Source organism: Priestia sp. TSO9 (assembly GCF_021029645.1).
GTDB classification, from domain to species: Bacteria; Bacillota; Bacilli; order Bacillales; family Bacillaceae_H; genus Priestia; species Priestia megaterium_E.
This window is the reverse complement of sequence record NZ_JAJEKD010000009.1, coordinates 437,560-454,997: the sequence shown is the minus strand read 5'-3', so window position 1 is coordinate 454,997 and position 17,438 is coordinate 437,560. Positions and strand designations below refer to the sequence as shown.

Sequence of the window (17,438 nt, the reverse complement as noted above, 5' to 3'; positions counted from 1 at the left end):
CTATCTTTCATTGAAACAAAGAGCTTCTTAAAGCTTTAGATCACGTGAAGACTTGTGATTTCTGTTAATGCTTCGTCTAACACGCGAAGCCCGGCATCAATTTCTTCTTTTGTAATCGTTAAAGGAGGAATCATTCGAATCACTTCTCCGCTATTTCCGCAAAGGTAAAACAGCACCCCTTTTTCCAAACATTTGTCTAGGATCTCAAGAAGAAGATTTCCGTCACCTTGCTTTGTTTTTGGATTAATAATTTCAATTCCAATCATTAGTCCTACTGAACGAATGCTTCCGATAACTTCATGCTTCGCTTTTAAATGCTGAAGGCGATCCGCTGCATATTTCCCCATTGCTTTTGAGTTTTCAATCAGCTTTTCTTCTTTTAATACGTCTAGTGTCGCAAGTGCTGCTGAACAAGCAATGGGATTGCCTCCAAAAGTTGTTCCGTGTGTACCAATCGGCCACTTTTCCATTAGCTGTTTGGAAGCCACGGTCGCACTTAACGGAAGTCCTGATGCTATGCCTTTTGCGATTGCCATAATGTCCGGCGTCACGTCAAACGTTTGAGCTGCAAACCACTCGCCGGTCCGTCCAAAGCCGGTTTGCACTTCGTCAAAAATAAGCAGAATGCCGTGTCTGTCACACACTTCTCTTATTTTTTGCAGCCACGCTTTCGGAGGGATCACGTAGCCGCCTTCTCCAAGAACCGGCTCTACAATCATGCATGCTACTTCTTCCGGCGTTACTTGATGCTTAAACAAAGTGGCAAAATCTCTTTCCAGCTTTTCCACGCAGTAGATTTCCGGATCTTCTCCTTTCGGACACTGAGTCGCGTCTGCATAAGGCACTTGATACGTTAAGCCCCATGGCTGAAGAAATTTCCGGTATTTGCTTTTTGACGTTGTCACACTAAGCGCTCCGAGAGAACGGCCGTGAAAGCAGCCCATAAACGAAACCGTATAAGGTCTTTGCGTAACGTACTTTGCCAGTTTTAACGCTCCTTCAATTGCTTCGGTTCCGCTGTTGGCAAAGAAAAAGCAGTCCAACCCTCTTGGCAATACTGTTTTTAATTCTTCGGCAAGCTGTAAAATAGATTCGTACATGATTACACCCGACGGGCCGTGCATAAGATGGTCAACGCTATTTTTAATCGCTTGTACAACTTTAGGGTGACGATGACCTGTATTCGCTGTTGCAATACCTGATGTAAAATCTAAATACGTTTTTCCGTCAGCTCCGTAGTAGTAGCAGCCTTCTGCTTTTACCACCGGTAAATTAGGGTGATCTTTCGCCATGCTTGGTGCTAGTAAATCGGGTAAACTGTTCATTAACTGTGTAAGTGATGCCTGCGTCATCTGACTTCCTCCTCGCAATCTATCAAGTAATGTGTTTGTACTTGTTTTACATGCAAAGAGCGTGCCAAAGACGTTAAAAAACGGAATGTTTTTTTAATTTTCTAACAACTGAAGGCTGACTGATTCCAAGTGCTTCCCCTATTTCTGTTGTCGTTTTATACTGTTTTTTGGCTTTCACTAATATCTCTTTTTCCAGCTCGTTTAACGCGTCATTAAGCTTTATTTCCCCATGTTCTTCAACGTGCTGAATCCGTTTTTTTCTATGCAGAGAATGCGGCAAATGCTCCATTGTAATCAGCGTTTGCGAAGACACAACCACAGCGTGTTCAATCACATTGATTAACTCTCGTACGTTTCCTTTCCACTCATGTGCAAGCAGTGCGTGAATAACCGCATTATCAAACGTTCTTTTTCGGTTGTATTTCTTTTCAAACTGCTCGGCAAAATGTGTGAGCAGCGGAAAAATATCTTCAGGGCGCTCGTTCAAAGATGGAATGGTAATCGGTACGACGCTTAGACGAAAGTATAAATCTTCTCGAAATTCTTTTTCAGCAACGGCTTTTTCTAAATCTTTGTTCGTCGCTGCAATTAAGCGAAAGTCCACGGTTTTAGGCTTTCTTCCTCCAACGGAATAAAACTGTTTCTCTTGAATGAGCTTTAAGATTTTTACTTGATGCGCCGGTGACAGTTCTCCGACTTCATCTAGAAAAAGCGTACCTCCATCTGCTAATTCGACCAGTCCCACTTTTCCATTTTTAGATGCACCGGTAAAAGCACCCGCTTCGTAGCCAAACAGCTCAGCCTCAAATAAATGATCTGGAATCGCTCCGCAGTTCACTTCAATAAATGGCCCTTTGCTTCTTGTACTTTTGTTATGTATCAGCTTGGCTAAGTGCGTTTTTCCTACTCCTGACTGCCCTAAAAGTAAAATATTTACGTCTACATTCGACACGTGAACAGCCGTACGAAGAACGTGCTGCATCTTTTCGCTGTTGCATACAATTCCTTCTGTTGATAGATTTTGGTTCCTCAGCAGCATAAGCTCGCTCTTTACGCGCTGCATTTCGCCTTCCATCGCATCAAGATATGTTTTCATTTCCATCAGCTCCGTCACATCATGAGAATAGCTGACGATTCTTTTAATCTCTCCTTTTTCATCTTTGACCGGAATGCCCGTGACGAGTACCTGCTTGCCTTGTTTAGTTGTTTGTACAAGCGTAATTTTCTTCTTTGTTTCAAGCACAATTGGGGTAACGATTGGGGTAAACAACCCTTGTTTTTCAAGTTCATAAACAGACTTTCCCAGCAGTTTTTCAGCTTTTACATCGTAAATGTTTCCCGTTCCTTCATGGATTCGGACAATAATGCCTTTTTCATCGGTTACAAGCAAATCATCTTTTAATGAATGAAGGATCCACTGATTTTCATTCCATTCTGAATTCATATATGCTCCCCGCTTTCTATTCATTTTTGAATAAAATACAATTCGTTTTTGAATAACAGCATTTATTTTTGAATAATCAATTTATTATATCACGAGGGCTTCTTTTTATTTTGAAACAGCAATTGAAATGAAGTTAAAAATGCATTAATATGTTTTTATGAAGTTATAACTTCTTTTTTTAGGAGGCTATATGAATCCATCATTTCAAGAATTAATTAAACATAAATTCCCTGACCTTTCTCGCGGTCAAAAAAAAGTGGCGGAGTTTCTCGTCAATTTTATGGAAAAAGGCTCGCTGTACACGGCCGGGCAAATTGGCAAAGAAGCAGGTGTCAGTGAAACAACCGTTATTCGTCTAGCTTACGCACTTGGGTTAAATGGTTTTTCCGATTTGCAGGAGCTAATGCGAAACGAATGGCTTTCATCTACTGAATCAAAAGAAGCAGCTAGCAAGCCTGCAGCGGAAGAAAAGAAACCTTTTAGTGAATGGCTTTCCCCTGTTGACGAAAAGGAATTATCTCAAGCTGTAGATGCGCTTATCAAAAGTGATCAAGTGTATATTGCAGGTTTCCGTGAATCTCATACGGCAGCCTACTGGCTGTATTATAAAATGAATCAGCTTCGCAATCATGTTCTTTTATCTTTTCCAACTGGATTTTTGCTTGAAACGCTATGCAATCTCACGAGCGCATCAGCCGTTGTTGTATTTTCACTGCCGCGCTATACAAAAGAAGCGCTCGAAGTAGCTCAGCAGGCTAAAAGACAAGGTGCAAAAGTAATTGCCATTACAGACCGCCGTCTGTCTCCGGTAGGTCAAATCGCTGATATCACGCTTTTAGCCGGCACAACCGAACATATTTTATCGCTTCTTGCCCTATCTCAAATTGTCATTAGCAGCATGCAAAAAAGAGATGAAAAAACGGCTGGAAAACGACAAGAACACTTGGAAAAACTCTATGCCGAGCAAGGCATCTTTTTAGAATAAATGATTAAAAGAAAGGAAGTAAACAAATGACTGAAGCTTTAACGATTCGTTCACTCAAAACAACGGCTGAACTAGAAGACGTACGCGCATTAGAAAGCCGCGTCTGGGGAGAAGAAGAAGCAACGCCCGTTCATCAAACCTTAACCGCTGTTAAAAACGGAGGTCTTGTTCTCGGTGCGTTTCTAAATGAAAAGCTGATTGGCTTTCAATATAGTTTTCCAGGGTTTGACGGAAATTGCGTCTATTTATGTTCTCATATACTAGCAGTTGACCCTGCCTATCGCAGCATGGGTATCGGTGCCAAACTTAAGCATGCACAGCGCCAGGAAAGTAAAAAAAAGGGCTATTCATATATCAGCTGGACGTATGACCCTTTAGAAAGCGCCAACGGGTATTTAAATATTGGAAAGCTTGGAGCCGTTTGTTCTACCTATATTGAAAACTGCTACGGAGACATGAACGATCCGTTGAATGCTGACTTGCCTTCAGATCGATTCGTTGTGGAATGGGCATCCGCAGAAGATACAAAACAAGCTCAGCTTCTTTATACGCCAGATCAAATAATGGACGCATCGCTCATTCAATGGACGTTAACGGATGAAGGGTTCCCTTCTGTTACAGATATTGATGAAAAATGGTTGGATCATGACGTCGTGTCTGTAGCTATTCCGTCTGCTTTTCAGCAAATGAAAGAAGTCTCTCCTTCTCTGGCATTAGACTGGCGTATGCGAACAAGACGCGTATTTCAAACGTGTTTTGCTAAAGGATTCCAAGTAACAGACTTCATGAAGTCTCCAGAAAGCAGCGCACCCGTTCATTTTTATATTTTAACGAAAAAAGAGGTGCAAAAATGAACATAAAACGCGTCATTTTACGGCATTTAAAAATGGATTTACTTCATCCGTTTACCACAAGTCTTGGAAAAGAAGTGGATCGAGATTTTATTTTAGTTGAAATTCAAGACGAAGACGGACGATCGGGCTGGGCTGAATCCGTAGCGTGCGCCGATCCTTTTTATAAAGAAGAAACGCTCAAAACAAACTGGCACATTATGGAGGATTTTTTAATTCCTTTGCTTCAACAGAAAGAAATTCAGCATCCTGACGAAGTATCTGAACGCTTTGCTCATATTCGAGGCAATTACATGGCAAAAGCGGCGTTAGAAGGCGCAGTTTGGGATTTGTATGCGCGCAGGAAAAACCTCTCTCTATCTAAAGCGTTAGGAGGCAGTAAAAGTCAAATTGAAGTTGGTCTTAGCGTTGGCATTCAGCCTACGATTGACGAAACGCTTCGCAAAATTGACGCCGGCTTGAATGAAGGATATAAGCGGATCAAAATTAAAATTAAGCCAAGCTGGGATCTTAACTTGACGCGCGCAGTTCGAAACGAGTTCCCTTCTATTCCGCTGATGGTTGACGCGAACTCTGCTTATACGCTTGCAGATGCTGATCACCTTGCTCAGCTTGATGAATTTGATTTAATGATGATTGAACAGCCGTTGGCTCATGATGATTTAATTGATCACGCTGAACTGCAGGCCCGCATGCGCACGCCCATTTGCTTAGATGAAAGCATTCATTCAGCTGAAGACGTTCGAAAAGCTATTAAACTTGGAAGCACACAAATTATTAACATTAAAATTGGACGAGTAGGCGGACTGACAGAAGCCAAAAAAATTCATGACCTTTGTCAAACTCACGGTGTGCCCGTATGGTGCGGCGGTATGCTGGAATCAGGTGTCGGACGAGCACATAATATTGCCATTACCACACTTGCCAATTTTACGCTTCCCGGAGATACAGCCGCATCCTCTAAATACTGGCCGCGTGATATCGTTCATCCGGAAATCACGGTCGACAACGGGATTATTTCCGTTCCTGATACACCAGGCATCGGCTACGAACCTGATCACGATCAGATAAAAGCGCTAACTTTACATAAAAAAATCTATACTTGCTAATCTTAAACAGGCTGGAACAAAAGTATGTTAGTTAAAGGAAGATCCGAACGATGAATGGTTCGGATTTTTTTATTGATATGGTGAGCGTAGGTTTCATGTATATAGCGGCTTTTATCTGTGCAAGACGAAGACTCCTGCGGGACAAGCGGAAAGCAAAGTCTGGCATGAAAATCAACAGCAATATAAAAAGCAATGCCTGCTAACTCCTTTATCCAATTGATTTTTCTTTAGAATGGATAGATTTAGTTATGTCCCAGCCTCTTTTTCATAGGCTCCTCTCCCGAGATGATATGTGCCTTGGCAAGATAAACAAACATATTAGTAAAAATGGTCTTATGCACAATCCTTCTAGTAATAAATGAATATAAATAGAGTGTAAGGGACATGCAAGGGTATATTCATTACAAATTTTAGAAGAAAGGAGCATACTGATGAATATTGAAATTGGAATTGCCATTTTCGTGTTTACAATGACAATGCTCGTCATTTTTTGGAGGCCAAACGGCATCAACGAAGCATGGCCGGCATCCATAGGAGCAGCCATTATCCTGCTTACAGGGATTGTATCCAAATCAGACATTGTTGATATTTTCGGAAAGATAAGCGGCGCTTCTATCACCATTATTGCCACCATTGTCATGGCCGTCATATTAGAAAGTTTCGGATTCTTCCACTGGGCAGCTGCACGGCTAGTGAGTTTATCCAAAGGCTCAGGGTACCGATTATATTGGTACATTCAACTGCTTTGCTTTTTAATGACTTTACTATTTAATAATGACGGCAGTATTTTAATTACCACTCCAATTTTAATTCTACTTTTGAAAAACCTTCAGCTAAAACCCCACCAGCAGATCCCCTACCTTTTAAGTGGAGCGCTTATTGCTACCGCTTCCAGCGCGCCTATAGGTGTAAGTAATATTGTCAATTTGATTGCCTTAAAAATTGTTCATATGTCGCTTTATATGCACACGGCGATGATGTTTGTACCGGCGACACTTGGTTTATTATTTATGTCTTGGCTCATGTATACGGTCGTAAAACGCCATTTGCCAAAAAAACTGCCGCATGCTTCAAAAGATATAGAAGAGAGTTTCTTTACGAAACAGTTTCACCCCTTAAAAGGAAGCATTTCTGTTGAAACAAAACGTAAACGCACACAATTTATGCTGAAAGTTTTATTATTTGTGTTTGTTATGCGCTGTCTCCTATTTGTCGCCTCTTATTTCGGCATACCAATCGAATTGGTTGCTGTACTGGGCTCACTGATCTTGCTCATTTGGAGATGGTATCACTTACGTACAAACCCGATTGATATTTTAAAGAAAACGCCGTGGCACATTTTCGTTTTTGCATTTTCAATGTACGTTATTATTTACGGATTGCATAACGTAGGATTGACAGATCTACTTGTGAAAATTTGCGAACCAATTGTGAATCGAGGGCTTTTTGAAGCAAGCTTTATCATGGGAGGACTTGTCTCCATTCTCTCTAACTTGTTTAACAATCACCCTGCTTTAATGGTCGGAACCATTACCTTGACTGAAATGGGGCTCGATCCTATTACTCTTAAAACTATTTATCTTGCTAATATTATTGGAAGTGATATGGGCTCGCTTTTATTGCCAATTGGAACACTGGCTTCTCTTATTTGGATGCATATTTTAAAAGAAAATCATATCAAGGTAAAATGGAAAGATTATTTAAAAGTATCACTTATCGTTATTCCGCTTACCACCATCGTTACGCTTTTCCTCCTATTCTACTGGGTTCAGCTCATTTTTTCTTAATACTGATTTACAGGACGGATTGTACTCTTTTGAAGCTTACAGTCCGTCAGAAATAAACAAATGTCTCTCATAAAAACCCACTATATTTTTCTAATGTTTTTTTATAGATACACATTCACCCAATAAAAACATTTTTTTACATTCACTAATTATTTAGAACAATTTAAAAAGAAAATCAATAAATATATTGAATCGAATTTCGTTCATGTGATAAGATATGGTTATATTGTTACTTTAACAATACATAGAGCGAATGAATTAGAAAATATGCAATTGCATAGAACTTTCTAAACCCCACACGCAACATTTAGAGAGCGACATTCATTTTCTCAGTACCACCCATACCTTTCTGAAAAGAGTGAGTACATTAGACTTGCTCTTTTTGTCTGTTTACTAGCAAGGTGCACTTCTTATGTAAGGCTTTGTTTTGCAATAAGACGACAAAAAAACAGGTAACTAAGCATGCGGCTTCTTACCTGTTTTTATATGCTAAAATGATAAAATCAAATTCTATCACGCGAACGCCCTTTACGAAATTGATTTTAATTCTTCAATTAATTGAAAAAATTTCTCTTTGTTTCTTTCTTCTAATGTTTGATCGACTTCACGTAAAATTTGATCTCTTCTAAAATCTCGGATAGCCTTATTTAATACCATTTTAGCAAATATAGAATCGAGGATATCCATGCGGATGGGCTGCGAGTCTGTCGGGTGCTTTTCGATATAAATCAACTCCTATCCTTTCCTCTATTATAACAAATTCTAGCAATGTATCAAAATTTCATTGAGATACGCGCTGCTGTGCAACAGCTTCGTATTCTGATTCTAGTTCTTGAAGCGTAAGCTCGTATAGCTGCTTATTTCCTTTTTTATAAACCCCTGCATCCAGCAATAAATCAATCATTGATGTTTTTTTACATTGTATGTGAGAGTAAGCTTGTTTTGTCATCGTTACACCGCCTATTTTACACTTAAAAATGAAATGATTTTTCTACCTTTCACGACCTTTCTTTATGATACGGCCCGTCCTTTAGCTTACTGTGAAGAAAATGTTAAATTTATGTAATAATGCATAAAAAGAGGCCGGGACATAACTAAATGAATCCAATCTAAAGACGAACAAATAAGATACATGAGCTGAACCGCTTATGACACCGCAGTTGATTTCCCTGCAAGGCTTCGCTTTCCGCGGGAGTCTTCGCCTTGCCCTTCAATCAACTGCTAGAAGGCACAAAATAGATGAAGCTGTATTCACCATAACAAAAAAAACGAACCACTCATCAAACTAGTTGATCAATGGTTCGTTTTGCACTTGGGCTAAAATACTTTTCTCGCAGCTTCTTAGTTCTTCTATTAAAAATCAAAGTTGTCCGGATCTGGACCTACTCGGTGATTTTGGTTTAATTCATTAATTTTACTTACATCTTCAGCATCCAATTCAAAATCATATAACGATGAATTTTCAACAATACGATGTTCTTTTGTCGATTTTGGAATCGTTACAACTCCGTTTTGCAGATCCCATCGCAGAATAATTTGAGCAACTGATTTACCGTGTTTTTCAGCAATTTCTTTTAACACATCGTTATCTAGCAATTCTCCTTGCATAAGCGGAGACCATGCTTCTAGCTGAATATCATGCTTTTGACAAAAAGCATGCAGCTCTTTTTGCGTCAAACGAGGATGATACTCCACTTGGTTAATAACAGGCTTAACGTCTGTATCTTTCATTAGGTCTTCTAAATGATGAATTTGAAAATTACTTACGCCCACGGCTCTTACTTTTTCTTCTTTATAAAGCGTTTCTAATGCTTTCCACGCTGCTTTATACTTACCTTCTACCGGCCAGTGAATTAAGTATAGATCTAAATATTCTAAGCCAAGCTTTTGTAAGCTTGTTTCGTAAGCAGCCAGCGTCTCTTCATAGCCTAAATCTGCGTTCCAAACTTTTGATGTAACAAAAATGTCTTCGCGTGAAAGACCTGCTTCTTTCAGACCTTGGCGAATTCCTTCTCCTACACCTTCTTCATTTCCATAAATAGCTGCCGTATCAATGCTGCGATAGCCTTTGACGATAGCTGTTTTCACCGCGTTCACTAATTCAGGCCCTTCTTCTACTTTAAATACACCTAGTCCAAGCCAAGGCATTTTGACTCCGTTGTGAAGTGTTACTGTATCTTGCAAATGATTACTCATTATAAAAAACCCCCTGCTAATTTCTTTACATTTGTTATTATGAAACAGAAAAAAAGAAAAAGATAGAACCCACTTTAAAGTAAGTTAGGCACTTCAAAGTTCTAAGGTAACTTTTTAGTAACCTGCTATTGTACTTAAAAACCGCTAAAAGAGATTGAGACATCACGAAATAAATCCAATCTAACGATGAACAACCCCGATAAATAATCTGGACTGCTTTTTCCACCGCTGTTGATTTCCGTGCAAGGCTTCGCTTTCCGCGGGCGGGCGCTGAGCCTCCTCGTCGCTTGCGCTCCTGCGGGGTCTCATCCTTTCCGCTTTTCCCGCAGGAGTCTTCGCCTTGCCCTCCAATCAACCGCTAGAAGCACTTACCTACATGATGCCTACGTTCACGATAATCATAAAAAAAACACGAACTATCCATCAGTTTTCGATAGATAGTTCGTGTTTAACTTTAACTAAAATACTTTTGTCTCAACCTCTTTCTATTTAACACTTAAGTTCGTTGCTGAACTTGTATTTCCAGTGGCATCTTTTGCCGTCACAGCCAGCTTTACGCCTGTTTTTTGTTTTGGAATAGTTACTTTAAACTGCCCTTTGCCATCGGCTTTGCCCGACGCGATCAGCTTTGTACCGCTTTTAATCGTAATTACGGCATTCGCTTCCGTTTTTCCAGAGATAAAGGTGGACAAAGACGTAACGGCATTCACTGTCGGAGGTGCCGGCGGCGTTGTGTCTTGTACTTTTACAATTTTATACGGACTGTATCCCACTTTATTTTGCAGCACGGCCGTCACTTCTGTTCCTGCTTTTTGAGCAGGAATTTTTACGCTGAACTTGCCGTTTCCATCAATTTTTCCACTCGCAATAATCTTTCCGCCTACTTTAATATAAATAGACGCATTTTTTTCTCCTGTTCCCGTTACGGCTGTACTTTTTTCAGTAAGCGTATTAACGGTTGGAAGCACTGGTTTTGTCTGCGCGGCACTGACTGTTACAAACGTATTAGAGCTGTAGTTATTGGCTGCATCTTTTGCCGTCACAGCCAGTTTTACGCCTGGTGTTTGTTTTGGAATAGTTACTTTAAACTGTCCTTTGCCATCTGCTTTGCCTGATGCGATCAGCTTTGTACCATTTTTAATCGTAATCACAGCATTTGCTTCTGTTTTTCCCGAGATAAAGGTGGACAAAGACGTAACAGCATCAACCACCGGAGGTGCCGGCGGCGTTGTGTCTTGTACTTTTACAATTTTATACGGGCTGTATCCTACTTTATTTTGCAAAACGGCCGTTACTTCTGTTCCTGCTTTTTGAGCAGGAATTTTCACGCTGAACTTGCCGTTTCCATCAATTTTTCCACTCGCAATAATTTTTCCGCCTACTTTAATATAAATAGACGCATTTTTTTCTCCTGTTCCCGTTACGGCTGTACTTTTTTCAGTAAGCGTATTAACGGTTGGAAGCGCTGGTTTTGTCTGTACGGCACTAACCGTTACAAACGCATTGGAGCTGTAGTTATTAGCTGCATCTTTTGCAATAACAGCTAATTTTGTAGCAGCAGGCTGCTTTGGAATGGTGATGCTGAACGTTCCATCCGATTTGGCATTTCCTTTGCCAATTACTTTTTTATCAATTTTCACATGCACTTCCGCGCCCGCTTCTGTGCTTCCCGTTACGACTGTATCTTGATTGCTTACAGCGTTCACTTTTGGTGTAACGGGTGCTGTTTTATCCTGCACGGTTACCGTTACAACTGGACTTACGCCCGCTGCGTTTCCAGCCGTTACGGACAGCGTGCTTCCTGCTTTTTGTTTCACAATTGAGATGCTGTAATTTCCTTTGGCATCTGCATTGCCTGTTGCAAGCTGAAGACTTCCGTTTTTAACGATGACCGTCGCATTTGCTTCAGCCGTTCCTTTAAGCACTGTGTCTTGATCACTTACTGCATTTACTTTTGGTGCAAGCGGTGCTTTTAACGTAGATTTAACCGTAAAAGAAGGCGCTTGGCTTTCGTTTCCTGCTTTATCTTTTGCACTTACCGATATTGTTGTTCCACCTATTTGTACTGGAATTGAAACAGTAAATTTACCGTTACCATCTGCTACTGCAGAGAACGTTGCATCGCCTGCTTTTACCGTCACGGCGGCGTTTGCTTCTGTTACGCCTGTTACGGTCGTATCTTGGTCACTTACTTCATTTACAATTGGAACAGAAGGCGGCGTTTGATCCGTTACCGTCACTACTGTGGCCGTGCTTTCATTTTCAGCTGCATCTTTAGACGTTACAGACACTTTTGTATCTGCTGGCTGCTTGGCAATCGTAATTGCAAATTTTCCAGCTTCGTCAGCAAGGCCCGTTCCAATTACTTCATTTTCCACTTTTGCAATAACAGAAGCATTTGGTTCTGTCACGCCCGTAAGCGATGTTTCGTTGTCTCCTAGTGCATTAACTGAAGGTGCATCAGGTGCAACCGTATCTTTCGGTGGTTCTTGCTCCTGCTCTTTTCGCGGATATTTTGTTGTATAAAAACTTAAAAGAGTAGTTGTTGGATAGTAAAAATCTAAAATTTCACGATAGTCTTTGCCTAGGCTTGCCATTTTTTGAGCACCGTATTGACTCATTCCAACACCGTGTCCATTTCCTTTCCCATTAAAAGTTGTGGATGTGCTTGTTTCATTTGTTTCCGTTACAAGCAGACTAAGCATCGCACGGCTGTTTAACATTGATTTTAGCTTCGTCGATGTTAAATCTTTTAATTCCAAATGATGAACCACTAGTTTTTGCGAACTGTCTACATCTCCTTTAACGAGGTAGTCCACTGTAATCGCACCTTTAGTCACACGGCCTCCTGATGAAGGAGCATAAAAACTCACCTTTGGAATAGAGGTGATTTTAATCGTTTTACCAGGATGCTTATTGGCTACTAACCATGACTTCAAATTATCCGTAACGGTTTTATCTTTTTCAGAAACCGTATTCCACCAAGCGCTATAGTTAGCTAAATCTTTTCCGGTTAAATCAATTTGCGTTTTTTGAACAGCTAACGTCCACGGCGTCTGCTTATCGTATGGATCTTCTTTCACCGGGAAATAAGAAAGCTGAGTTCCTCCCCAAGCATTGCTGTTTGATTCGGTTCTTCCTCCGTTGCTTGATGAGAAAACGGCGTTGATTAATTTATTGTTGTATGTGACTACTTGTCCGAATGTCTCATCTACTGCTTTGTTTGTGCTGTCGTACCACGTATAGCCACCGTATACTTGATAGCTTACCGTGTCATTGATTACTTTTCCTGCATAGCTCATTGCGTATGTTCTCGCTGCTACTGCCTGAGTTTTTAAAGCTTGCAGATTCCAAGATGTATAGACTTCATTTGGCACAACGCCTTTTAAATAGTCTTCAATCGGCAGCGTATTAACAGGTCTGACGTACGTTCCTTTTTCATTTGTAAACGCAACGTCCCCTAAGTACTGTCTGCCGTTAATAGATACGGGATTTTTATAAAGAGACGGTGTAATTTCAAAGCTTGTAAAATCACCTAAGACAGTGCTTCCTTGTTTTAGAGTGACACCTTGAGTTGTTGCTGTTACCGTATACTCTGTATTTGCCTTTAAGACCAAATCCGAGTTTTTAATAGTGTATAAATGAGACGGCTTAATTGTAATTGCATGATGATCTCCTAAATAGTTTACTAATTTTACAGACACAACTGGTTCTACCGTTTCAGCTTTCACGCTAGCAAGCGGCGTGAATTGAAACAGCAGTACGCTTAGTACTAAAGCAAATGCCGTTAACTTTCTCATCTTGTTCCCCCATTTTCATGTACTGTCTAACGCATTTTAATATCACTCGTTATATCGACACAGTTTTATAAAAATTAAAGCATTTTACCTAGTTTTCTTTTCTGCTCGTCCATTTTTTTGTCGAAAAAACGCTTCTTTATATCATATGAACGACAAAAAAAACGTGTGACATAAATCAATTGATTTAGTCACACGCTTTTATAGGTCTTTTCACCTTTTATTTTTTCATTTCTTCATATGCCGCTATACCATCTGCAATATGATTCATCAGCTTTGTAAGGTAAGCCTGATCAGACAGGTTCCGGTCTTCTTCTGGATTCGTCATATATCCCAGTTCAACTAGCGTTACAGGTACAGTCGACCAGTTGAATCCTGAAAGATCACTGCGATAGCGAATGCCGTCTGCTTCGACAAACTGATCTTTTTTCACCTCTGTCAGAATAGCTTGAGATGCCTGCAGACTGCTTTGATAAATAGACTTTGTATAGGAATTATCTTCTGCAGGAGTAAGCACAGAAAATCCTTTTACAGAAGCATTTTCAGAACCATCTGCATGTATACGTACGTGTAAGTCAGCTTCTGAATTGTTCGCAAGCTCCGCTCGTTCCCGGTTGCTGATATCTACATTATCAGAACTCCGAGTAAGCTTTACGGTTATGCCTTTTTCTTCGAGCAGCTGTTTTAATATCATAGAAGCTTCCAACGTCAGCTTGTATTCCGGCTTCTTGGTCACTACGCCTGATGTGCCTCCGGAAACCTTTATTTTTGTTTCTGCTGATCCCGGTCCGATTGGCTCTTTCTCTAGGTTAGCCTGAGATTGATGACCCGGGTCAATGTAGACTAAAAAAGGAGGAGGATCCGCTTTTTCAGGCATGTTGTTTTTTACATTTTTCACTTCATTATCTGCTTCATGAGGCTGTACTGCTTGAAACTGTGAAATGGGCTGCTTCACTCTTTCTCCCTGCGCATGAGCTTTTGGTACATCTCCGCTAACAACGGCTTTCTCTGTTTGACCTTTCATCATAAAGAAAAATGAGAGTACTGCTACTATTGCAACAATACCTATTCCATAACTCCATACTAAGCGCTTCATCTTCGCTCACCAAACTTTCGAATAGAGTGGGATATTCCTTATGTTAAAGTACAAAATGTGTTAACATTATTATCTCACAGAATATGGATTTTTTTGTATAAAACGTTAAAAATAATATCGGCAATATGTTATGTATATGCAAACAAAAACAACACTACATAATGTAGTGTTGTTTTCCAAAAAAAATGACGGATGGTTAAATCCGTTTTGCACCAATATAACGTGCTTTCCAGTAGCTATTGCTAAGAGATGTAATCGTCACGCCTTTAGACGTAGAAGCTTGAAGAAACTGATTATTTCCTAAGTACACGCCTACATGTGAAGGACCTTTTTTATATGTTTGAAAGAAAACTAAATCTCCTTTTTGAAGCTTTGCTTTTGAAACGCTTGTCCCTACTCGATACATTTGCTCGGTTGTGCGCGGAAGTGTTTTTCCAGCCTTTTTGAAAATGTATTGAATAAATCCTGAGCAGTCAAAACCTTTTGTTGTTGTGCCTCCCCATTTATAAGGAACACCCATTAATTTTTTACCAGTAGCAATAGCCGTGTCCTTGTATGAATATGACGCTGCTTCTACTGTTTGAGCAGGTGCAATAAACGGACTGGCTCCGCTAAATAAGACTGCCGCTGCCGTTATAGACCCAATGATGGCTTTTTTCATTTTTCTCCTCCATTATGTAACCAAACGTTACGTTTCTATGAACCTATTTTTCAATATGTTCGGTTTAATTATAATGAAAAAAGCCTCAAAAACTATTACGCTATGATTAAATAATGTTACAAAATGGTTACTTAGGAATTTTTATCTTTAGATATGTATAAAAGAGGTTGAGACATACCTAAGTCAATCCAATTTACAGACGAATAAATGAGCTAGTATGAATCGCTTGTTACGCGGCAGTTGATTTCCGTGCAAAACTTCGCTTTCCGCGGGCGGCCGCTGAGCCTCCTCGTCGCGTACGCTCCTGCGGGGTCTCACCTATTCCGCTTTTCTCGCAGGAGTCTTCGTCTTGCCCTCCAATCACAAGCTAGAAGCAACTATAGAAATGAAACCTTCGTTCACTCTGCCAATAAAAAATCCGAACGAGTTGGATTCTCCATCAAGAATCTCCATTCATCGTTCGGATTTCCCTTCAATTAAAACACTTTTGTCCAGCCTCTTTTTCTCTTACTTTTCTTTTTGCTGTTTCAAAATTAAGTCCTGTTTCGCTTTGGCATCATGATGCTGCGCTAACTCACGTGAAAATTCTTCATTTGCTTGATCCGGAGCAATTTTTAACTCTTTTGGTGTTTGAGGCAGTGACCCTTTGTTGTTATGTGATGATTTGTGATTATTTGCTCTTCCCATGTTGAGACCTCCTTGTATCAATCATTTGTTTTTCATCTTTAGTTACTATTCCCAATTTTTCAAAGCAAATTCAAACGAAAAAAGATCCGAACGAATAATCGTTCGGATCTTTTTTCAACTACAATGCTTTTGTCCCAGACTCTTTGTTGTTACGATACTTTTTTTGTTACTTCGTTAATGTAAGCTTCCTTGTCTTTATCGTTAAATTGACCTTCCCACTTCGAAATGACAATCGCACCAAGTGAGTTTCCAATTACGTTTACCGCTGTACGTCCCATATCTAACAAACGGTCGATTCCAGCGATAAAAGCAAGCCCTTCTACCGGAAGTCCTACAGATCCAAGCGTTGCAAGCAGTACAACAAACGATACGCCAGGAACTCCTGCAATTCCTTTAGATGTAACCATTAAAATTAATATCAGTGAAATTTGCTGTGTGATGCTCATATCAATACCGTACATTTGCGCGATAAAAATCGCAGCAAGCGCTTGATAAAGAGTAGATCCGTCTAAGTTAAACGAATACCCCGTCGGAATAACAAAAGATGTAATGGCTTTAGGACATCCGAACTTTTCCATTTTCGCAATAATACGCGGCAATACCGTTTCTGAACTTGCAGTTGAAAATGCTAACAGCAATTCATCTTTTAACACTTTTAATAAGTGGAAGATGTTAACGCCTGCCCATTTAGCTACAAGTCCTAGTACAACTAATACAAAGAAAATCATTGTGCCGTAAGCAACAATTACAAGCTTACTAAGCGGAATTAGAGACGCTAGTCCAAATTTTGATACGGTTACACCGATTAATGCAAATACGCCAAACGGTGCAAACTTCATAACTAAATTCGTTACCCAAAACATCGCTTCTGCCGTGCCTTCAAAAAATCTTAAAACCGGCTTGCCTTTTTCACCGATTGATGCAATTCCAAGTCCAAATAGGACCGAGAAGAAAATAATTGGCAGCATGTCGCCTGCAGCAATTGACTCAAATACATTCGTTGGAACGATGTGAACAAATGTTTCTACAAATCCTTTTTGCTCTGTAGCTTCTGCCGTTGATGTGTAGCTGCTGATATCTGATTTTTCAAGACCGCTGCGGTCCACACCAGTACCAGGGTGAAGCAAGTTAGCTGCTAATAAGCCTACAACAATGGCAACCGTTGTAATGATTTCAAAGTAAAGAATTGTTTTTCCGCCTAATTTACCAAGCTTCTTAATATCACCAACACCCGCAACGCCCACAATGATACTAGATATAACAATCGGCACCACAATCATTTTAATTAAATGAATGAATACGTCTCCAATTGGCTGCAGCACTTCAACTGCTTTAGGATTTCCGTAAAAAATGGCCCCTACAATAATACCTGCAATCAAACCAATTAAAATTTGTCCTGCTAATCCAAGCTTTTTGAACATATCTTTGCACCTTCCTTCTTTTTTCTAACAGCTCGAAGCTGTTTATTTGCAC

Annotated in this window: 16 protein-coding genes; 4 read left to right on the top strand and 12 right to left on the bottom strand. The window is 40.1% G+C overall.

The window, feature by feature from the left end; translation table 11 throughout:
• Positions 1-35 precede the first annotated feature (35 nt).
• Positions 36-1,352, bottom strand: a complete 1,317-nt coding sequence (locus LJC66_RS05090) for an aspartate aminotransferase family protein (protein ID WP_230931940.1) — start codon at positions 1,350-1,352, stop codon at positions 36-38.
• Between the two features lie 73 nt (positions 1,353-1,425).
• On the bottom strand, positions 1,426-2,796 hold the full coding sequence (locus tag LJC66_RS05085) for a sigma-54 interaction domain-containing protein (protein WP_230183721.1): 1,371 nt from the start codon (positions 2,794-2,796) through the stop codon (positions 1,426-1,428).
• 190 nt (positions 2,797-2,986) lie between these two features.
• Between LJC66_RS05085 and LJC66_RS05080 the strand changes: the two genes are divergently transcribed.
• From LJC66_RS05080 to LJC66_RS05065, 4 genes are all read left to right on the top strand, one after another.
• Entirely contained in the window at positions 2,987-3,781 is a 795-nt protein-coding gene (locus LJC66_RS05080; RefSeq protein WP_230931939.1) for a MurR/RpiR family transcriptional regulator, read from the top strand.
• Between the two features lie 26 nt (positions 3,782-3,807).
• Positions 3,808-4,635, top strand: a complete 828-nt coding sequence (locus LJC66_RS05075) for a GNAT family N-acetyltransferase (protein WP_230931938.1) — start codon at positions 3,808-3,810, stop codon at positions 4,633-4,635.
• Positions 4,632-5,741, top strand: a complete 1,110-nt coding sequence (gene menC, locus LJC66_RS05070; protein WP_230931937.1) for an o-succinylbenzoate synthase — start codon at positions 4,632-4,634, stop codon at positions 5,739-5,741. Before LJC66_RS05075 ends, menC begins: the two co-directional genes overlap by 4 nt.
• A gap of 431 nt (positions 5,742-6,172) precedes the next feature.
• The gene (locus tag LJC66_RS05065) at positions 6,173-7,528 is read left to right on the top strand and encodes an arsenic transporter (RefSeq protein WP_025749607.1); all 1,356 of its coding nucleotides are present in this window, start codon (positions 6,173-6,175) and stop codon (positions 7,526-7,528) included.
• Between the two features lie 528 nt (positions 7,529-8,056).
• Here the strand turns inward: LJC66_RS05065 and LJC66_RS05060 are convergent.
• The 10 genes from LJC66_RS05060 to LJC66_RS05020 form a co-directional block, all read right to left on the bottom strand.
• Positions 8,057-8,260, bottom strand: coding sequence for an IDEAL domain-containing protein (locus LJC66_RS05060; RefSeq protein ID WP_016766443.1), 204 nt, complete (start codon positions 8,258-8,260; stop codon positions 8,057-8,059).
• Positions 8,261-8,309: 49 nt separating this feature from the next.
• The gene (locus LJC66_RS05055) at positions 8,310-8,477 is read right to left on the bottom strand and encodes a Fur-regulated basic protein FbpA (RefSeq protein WP_230931936.1); all 168 of its coding nucleotides are present in this window, start codon (positions 8,475-8,477) and stop codon (positions 8,310-8,312) included.
• Positions 8,478-8,881: 404 nt separating this feature from the next.
• Positions 8,882-9,724, bottom strand: a complete 843-nt coding sequence (locus LJC66_RS05050; protein ID WP_082178425.1) for an aldo/keto reductase — start codon at positions 9,722-9,724, stop codon at positions 8,882-8,884.
• Positions 9,725-9,761: 37 nt separating this feature from the next.
• The gene (locus LJC66_RS05045; RefSeq protein ID WP_230931935.1) at positions 9,762-10,079 is read right to left on the bottom strand and encodes a hypothetical protein; all 318 of its coding nucleotides are present in this window, start codon (positions 10,077-10,079) and stop codon (positions 9,762-9,764) included.
• A gap of 130 nt (positions 10,080-10,209) precedes the next feature.
• Positions 10,210-13,524 carry an Ig-like domain-containing protein gene (locus tag LJC66_RS05040; protein ID WP_230931934.1) on the bottom strand — a complete coding sequence of 1,105 codons (3,315 nt, stop codon included), beginning with the start codon at positions 13,522-13,524 and terminating at the stop codon, positions 10,210-10,212.
• 217 nt (positions 13,525-13,741) lie between these two features.
• Entirely contained in the window at positions 13,742-14,617 is an 876-nt protein-coding gene (locus tag LJC66_RS05035; RefSeq protein ID WP_230931933.1) for an N-acetylmuramoyl-L-alanine amidase family protein, read from the bottom strand.
• Between the two features lie 196 nt (positions 14,618-14,813).
• Positions 14,814-15,278, bottom strand: a complete 465-nt coding sequence (locus LJC66_RS05030; RefSeq protein ID WP_016766438.1) for a C40 family peptidase — start codon at positions 15,276-15,278, stop codon at positions 14,814-14,816.
• Between the two features lie 229 nt (positions 15,279-15,507).
• Positions 15,508-15,642 (bottom strand): hypothetical protein, encoded by a 135-nt coding sequence (locus LJC66_RS27665; RefSeq protein WP_269067480.1) that lies wholly within the window; start codon positions 15,640-15,642, stop codon positions 15,508-15,510.
• A gap of 143 nt (positions 15,643-15,785) precedes the next feature.
• Positions 15,786-15,965 carry a YfhD family protein gene (locus LJC66_RS05025; RefSeq protein ID WP_013055768.1) on the bottom strand — a complete coding sequence of 60 codons (180 nt, stop codon included), beginning with the start codon at positions 15,963-15,965 and terminating at the stop codon, positions 15,786-15,788.
• Positions 15,966-16,114: 149 nt separating this feature from the next.
• Positions 16,115-17,386: a cation:dicarboxylate symporter family transporter gene (locus tag LJC66_RS05020; RefSeq protein ID WP_028407730.1), complete on the bottom strand. Its 1,272-nt coding sequence runs from the start codon at positions 17,384-17,386 to the stop codon at positions 16,115-16,117.
• Positions 17,387-17,438 lie beyond the last annotated feature (52 nt).

Bases quoted from the DNA above. Each gene is read 5' to 3' on its own strand.
- LJC66_RS05090 (WP_230931940.1), bottom strand. From the start codon at position 1,352: ATGACGCAGGCATCACTTACACAGTTAATGAACAGTTTACCCGATTTA.
- LJC66_RS05085 (WP_230183721.1), bottom strand. From the start codon at position 2,796: ATGAATTCAGAATGGAATGAAAATCAGTGGATCCTTCATTCATTAAAA.
- LJC66_RS05080 (WP_230931939.1), top strand. From the start codon at position 2,987: ATGAATCCATCATTTCAAGAATTAATTAAACATAAATTCCCTGACCTT.
- LJC66_RS05075 (WP_230931938.1), top strand. From the start codon at position 3,808: ATGACTGAAGCTTTAACGATTCGTTCACTCAAAACAACGGCTGAACTA.
- menC (WP_230931937.1), top strand. From the start codon at position 4,632: ATGAACATAAAACGCGTCATTTTACGGCATTTAAAAATGGATTTACTT.
- LJC66_RS05065 (WP_025749607.1), top strand. From the start codon at position 6,173: ATGAATATTGAAATTGGAATTGCCATTTTCGTGTTTACAATGACAATG.
- LJC66_RS05055 (WP_230931936.1), bottom strand. From the start codon at position 8,477: ATGACAAAACAAGCTTACTCTCACATACAATGTAAAAAAACATCAATG.
- LJC66_RS05050 (WP_082178425.1), bottom strand. From the start codon at position 9,724: ATGAGTAATCATTTGCAAGATACAGTAACACTTCACAACGGAGTCAAA.
- LJC66_RS05040 (WP_230931934.1), bottom strand. From the start codon at position 13,524: ATGAGAAAGTTAACGGCATTTGCTTTAGTACTAAGCGTACTGCTGTTT.
- LJC66_RS05035 (WP_230931933.1), bottom strand. From the start codon at position 14,617: ATGAAGCGCTTAGTATGGAGTTATGGAATAGGTATTGTTGCAATAGTA.
- LJC66_RS05030 (WP_016766438.1), bottom strand. From the start codon at position 15,278: ATGAAAAAAGCCATCATTGGGTCTATAACGGCAGCGGCAGTCTTATTT.
- LJC66_RS05025 (WP_013055768.1), bottom strand. From the start codon at position 15,965: ATGGGAAGAGCAAATAATCACAAATCATCACATAACAACAAAGGGTCA.
- LJC66_RS05020 (WP_028407730.1), bottom strand. From the start codon at position 17,386: ATGTTCAAAAAGCTTGGATTAGCAGGACAAATTTTAATTGGTTTGATT.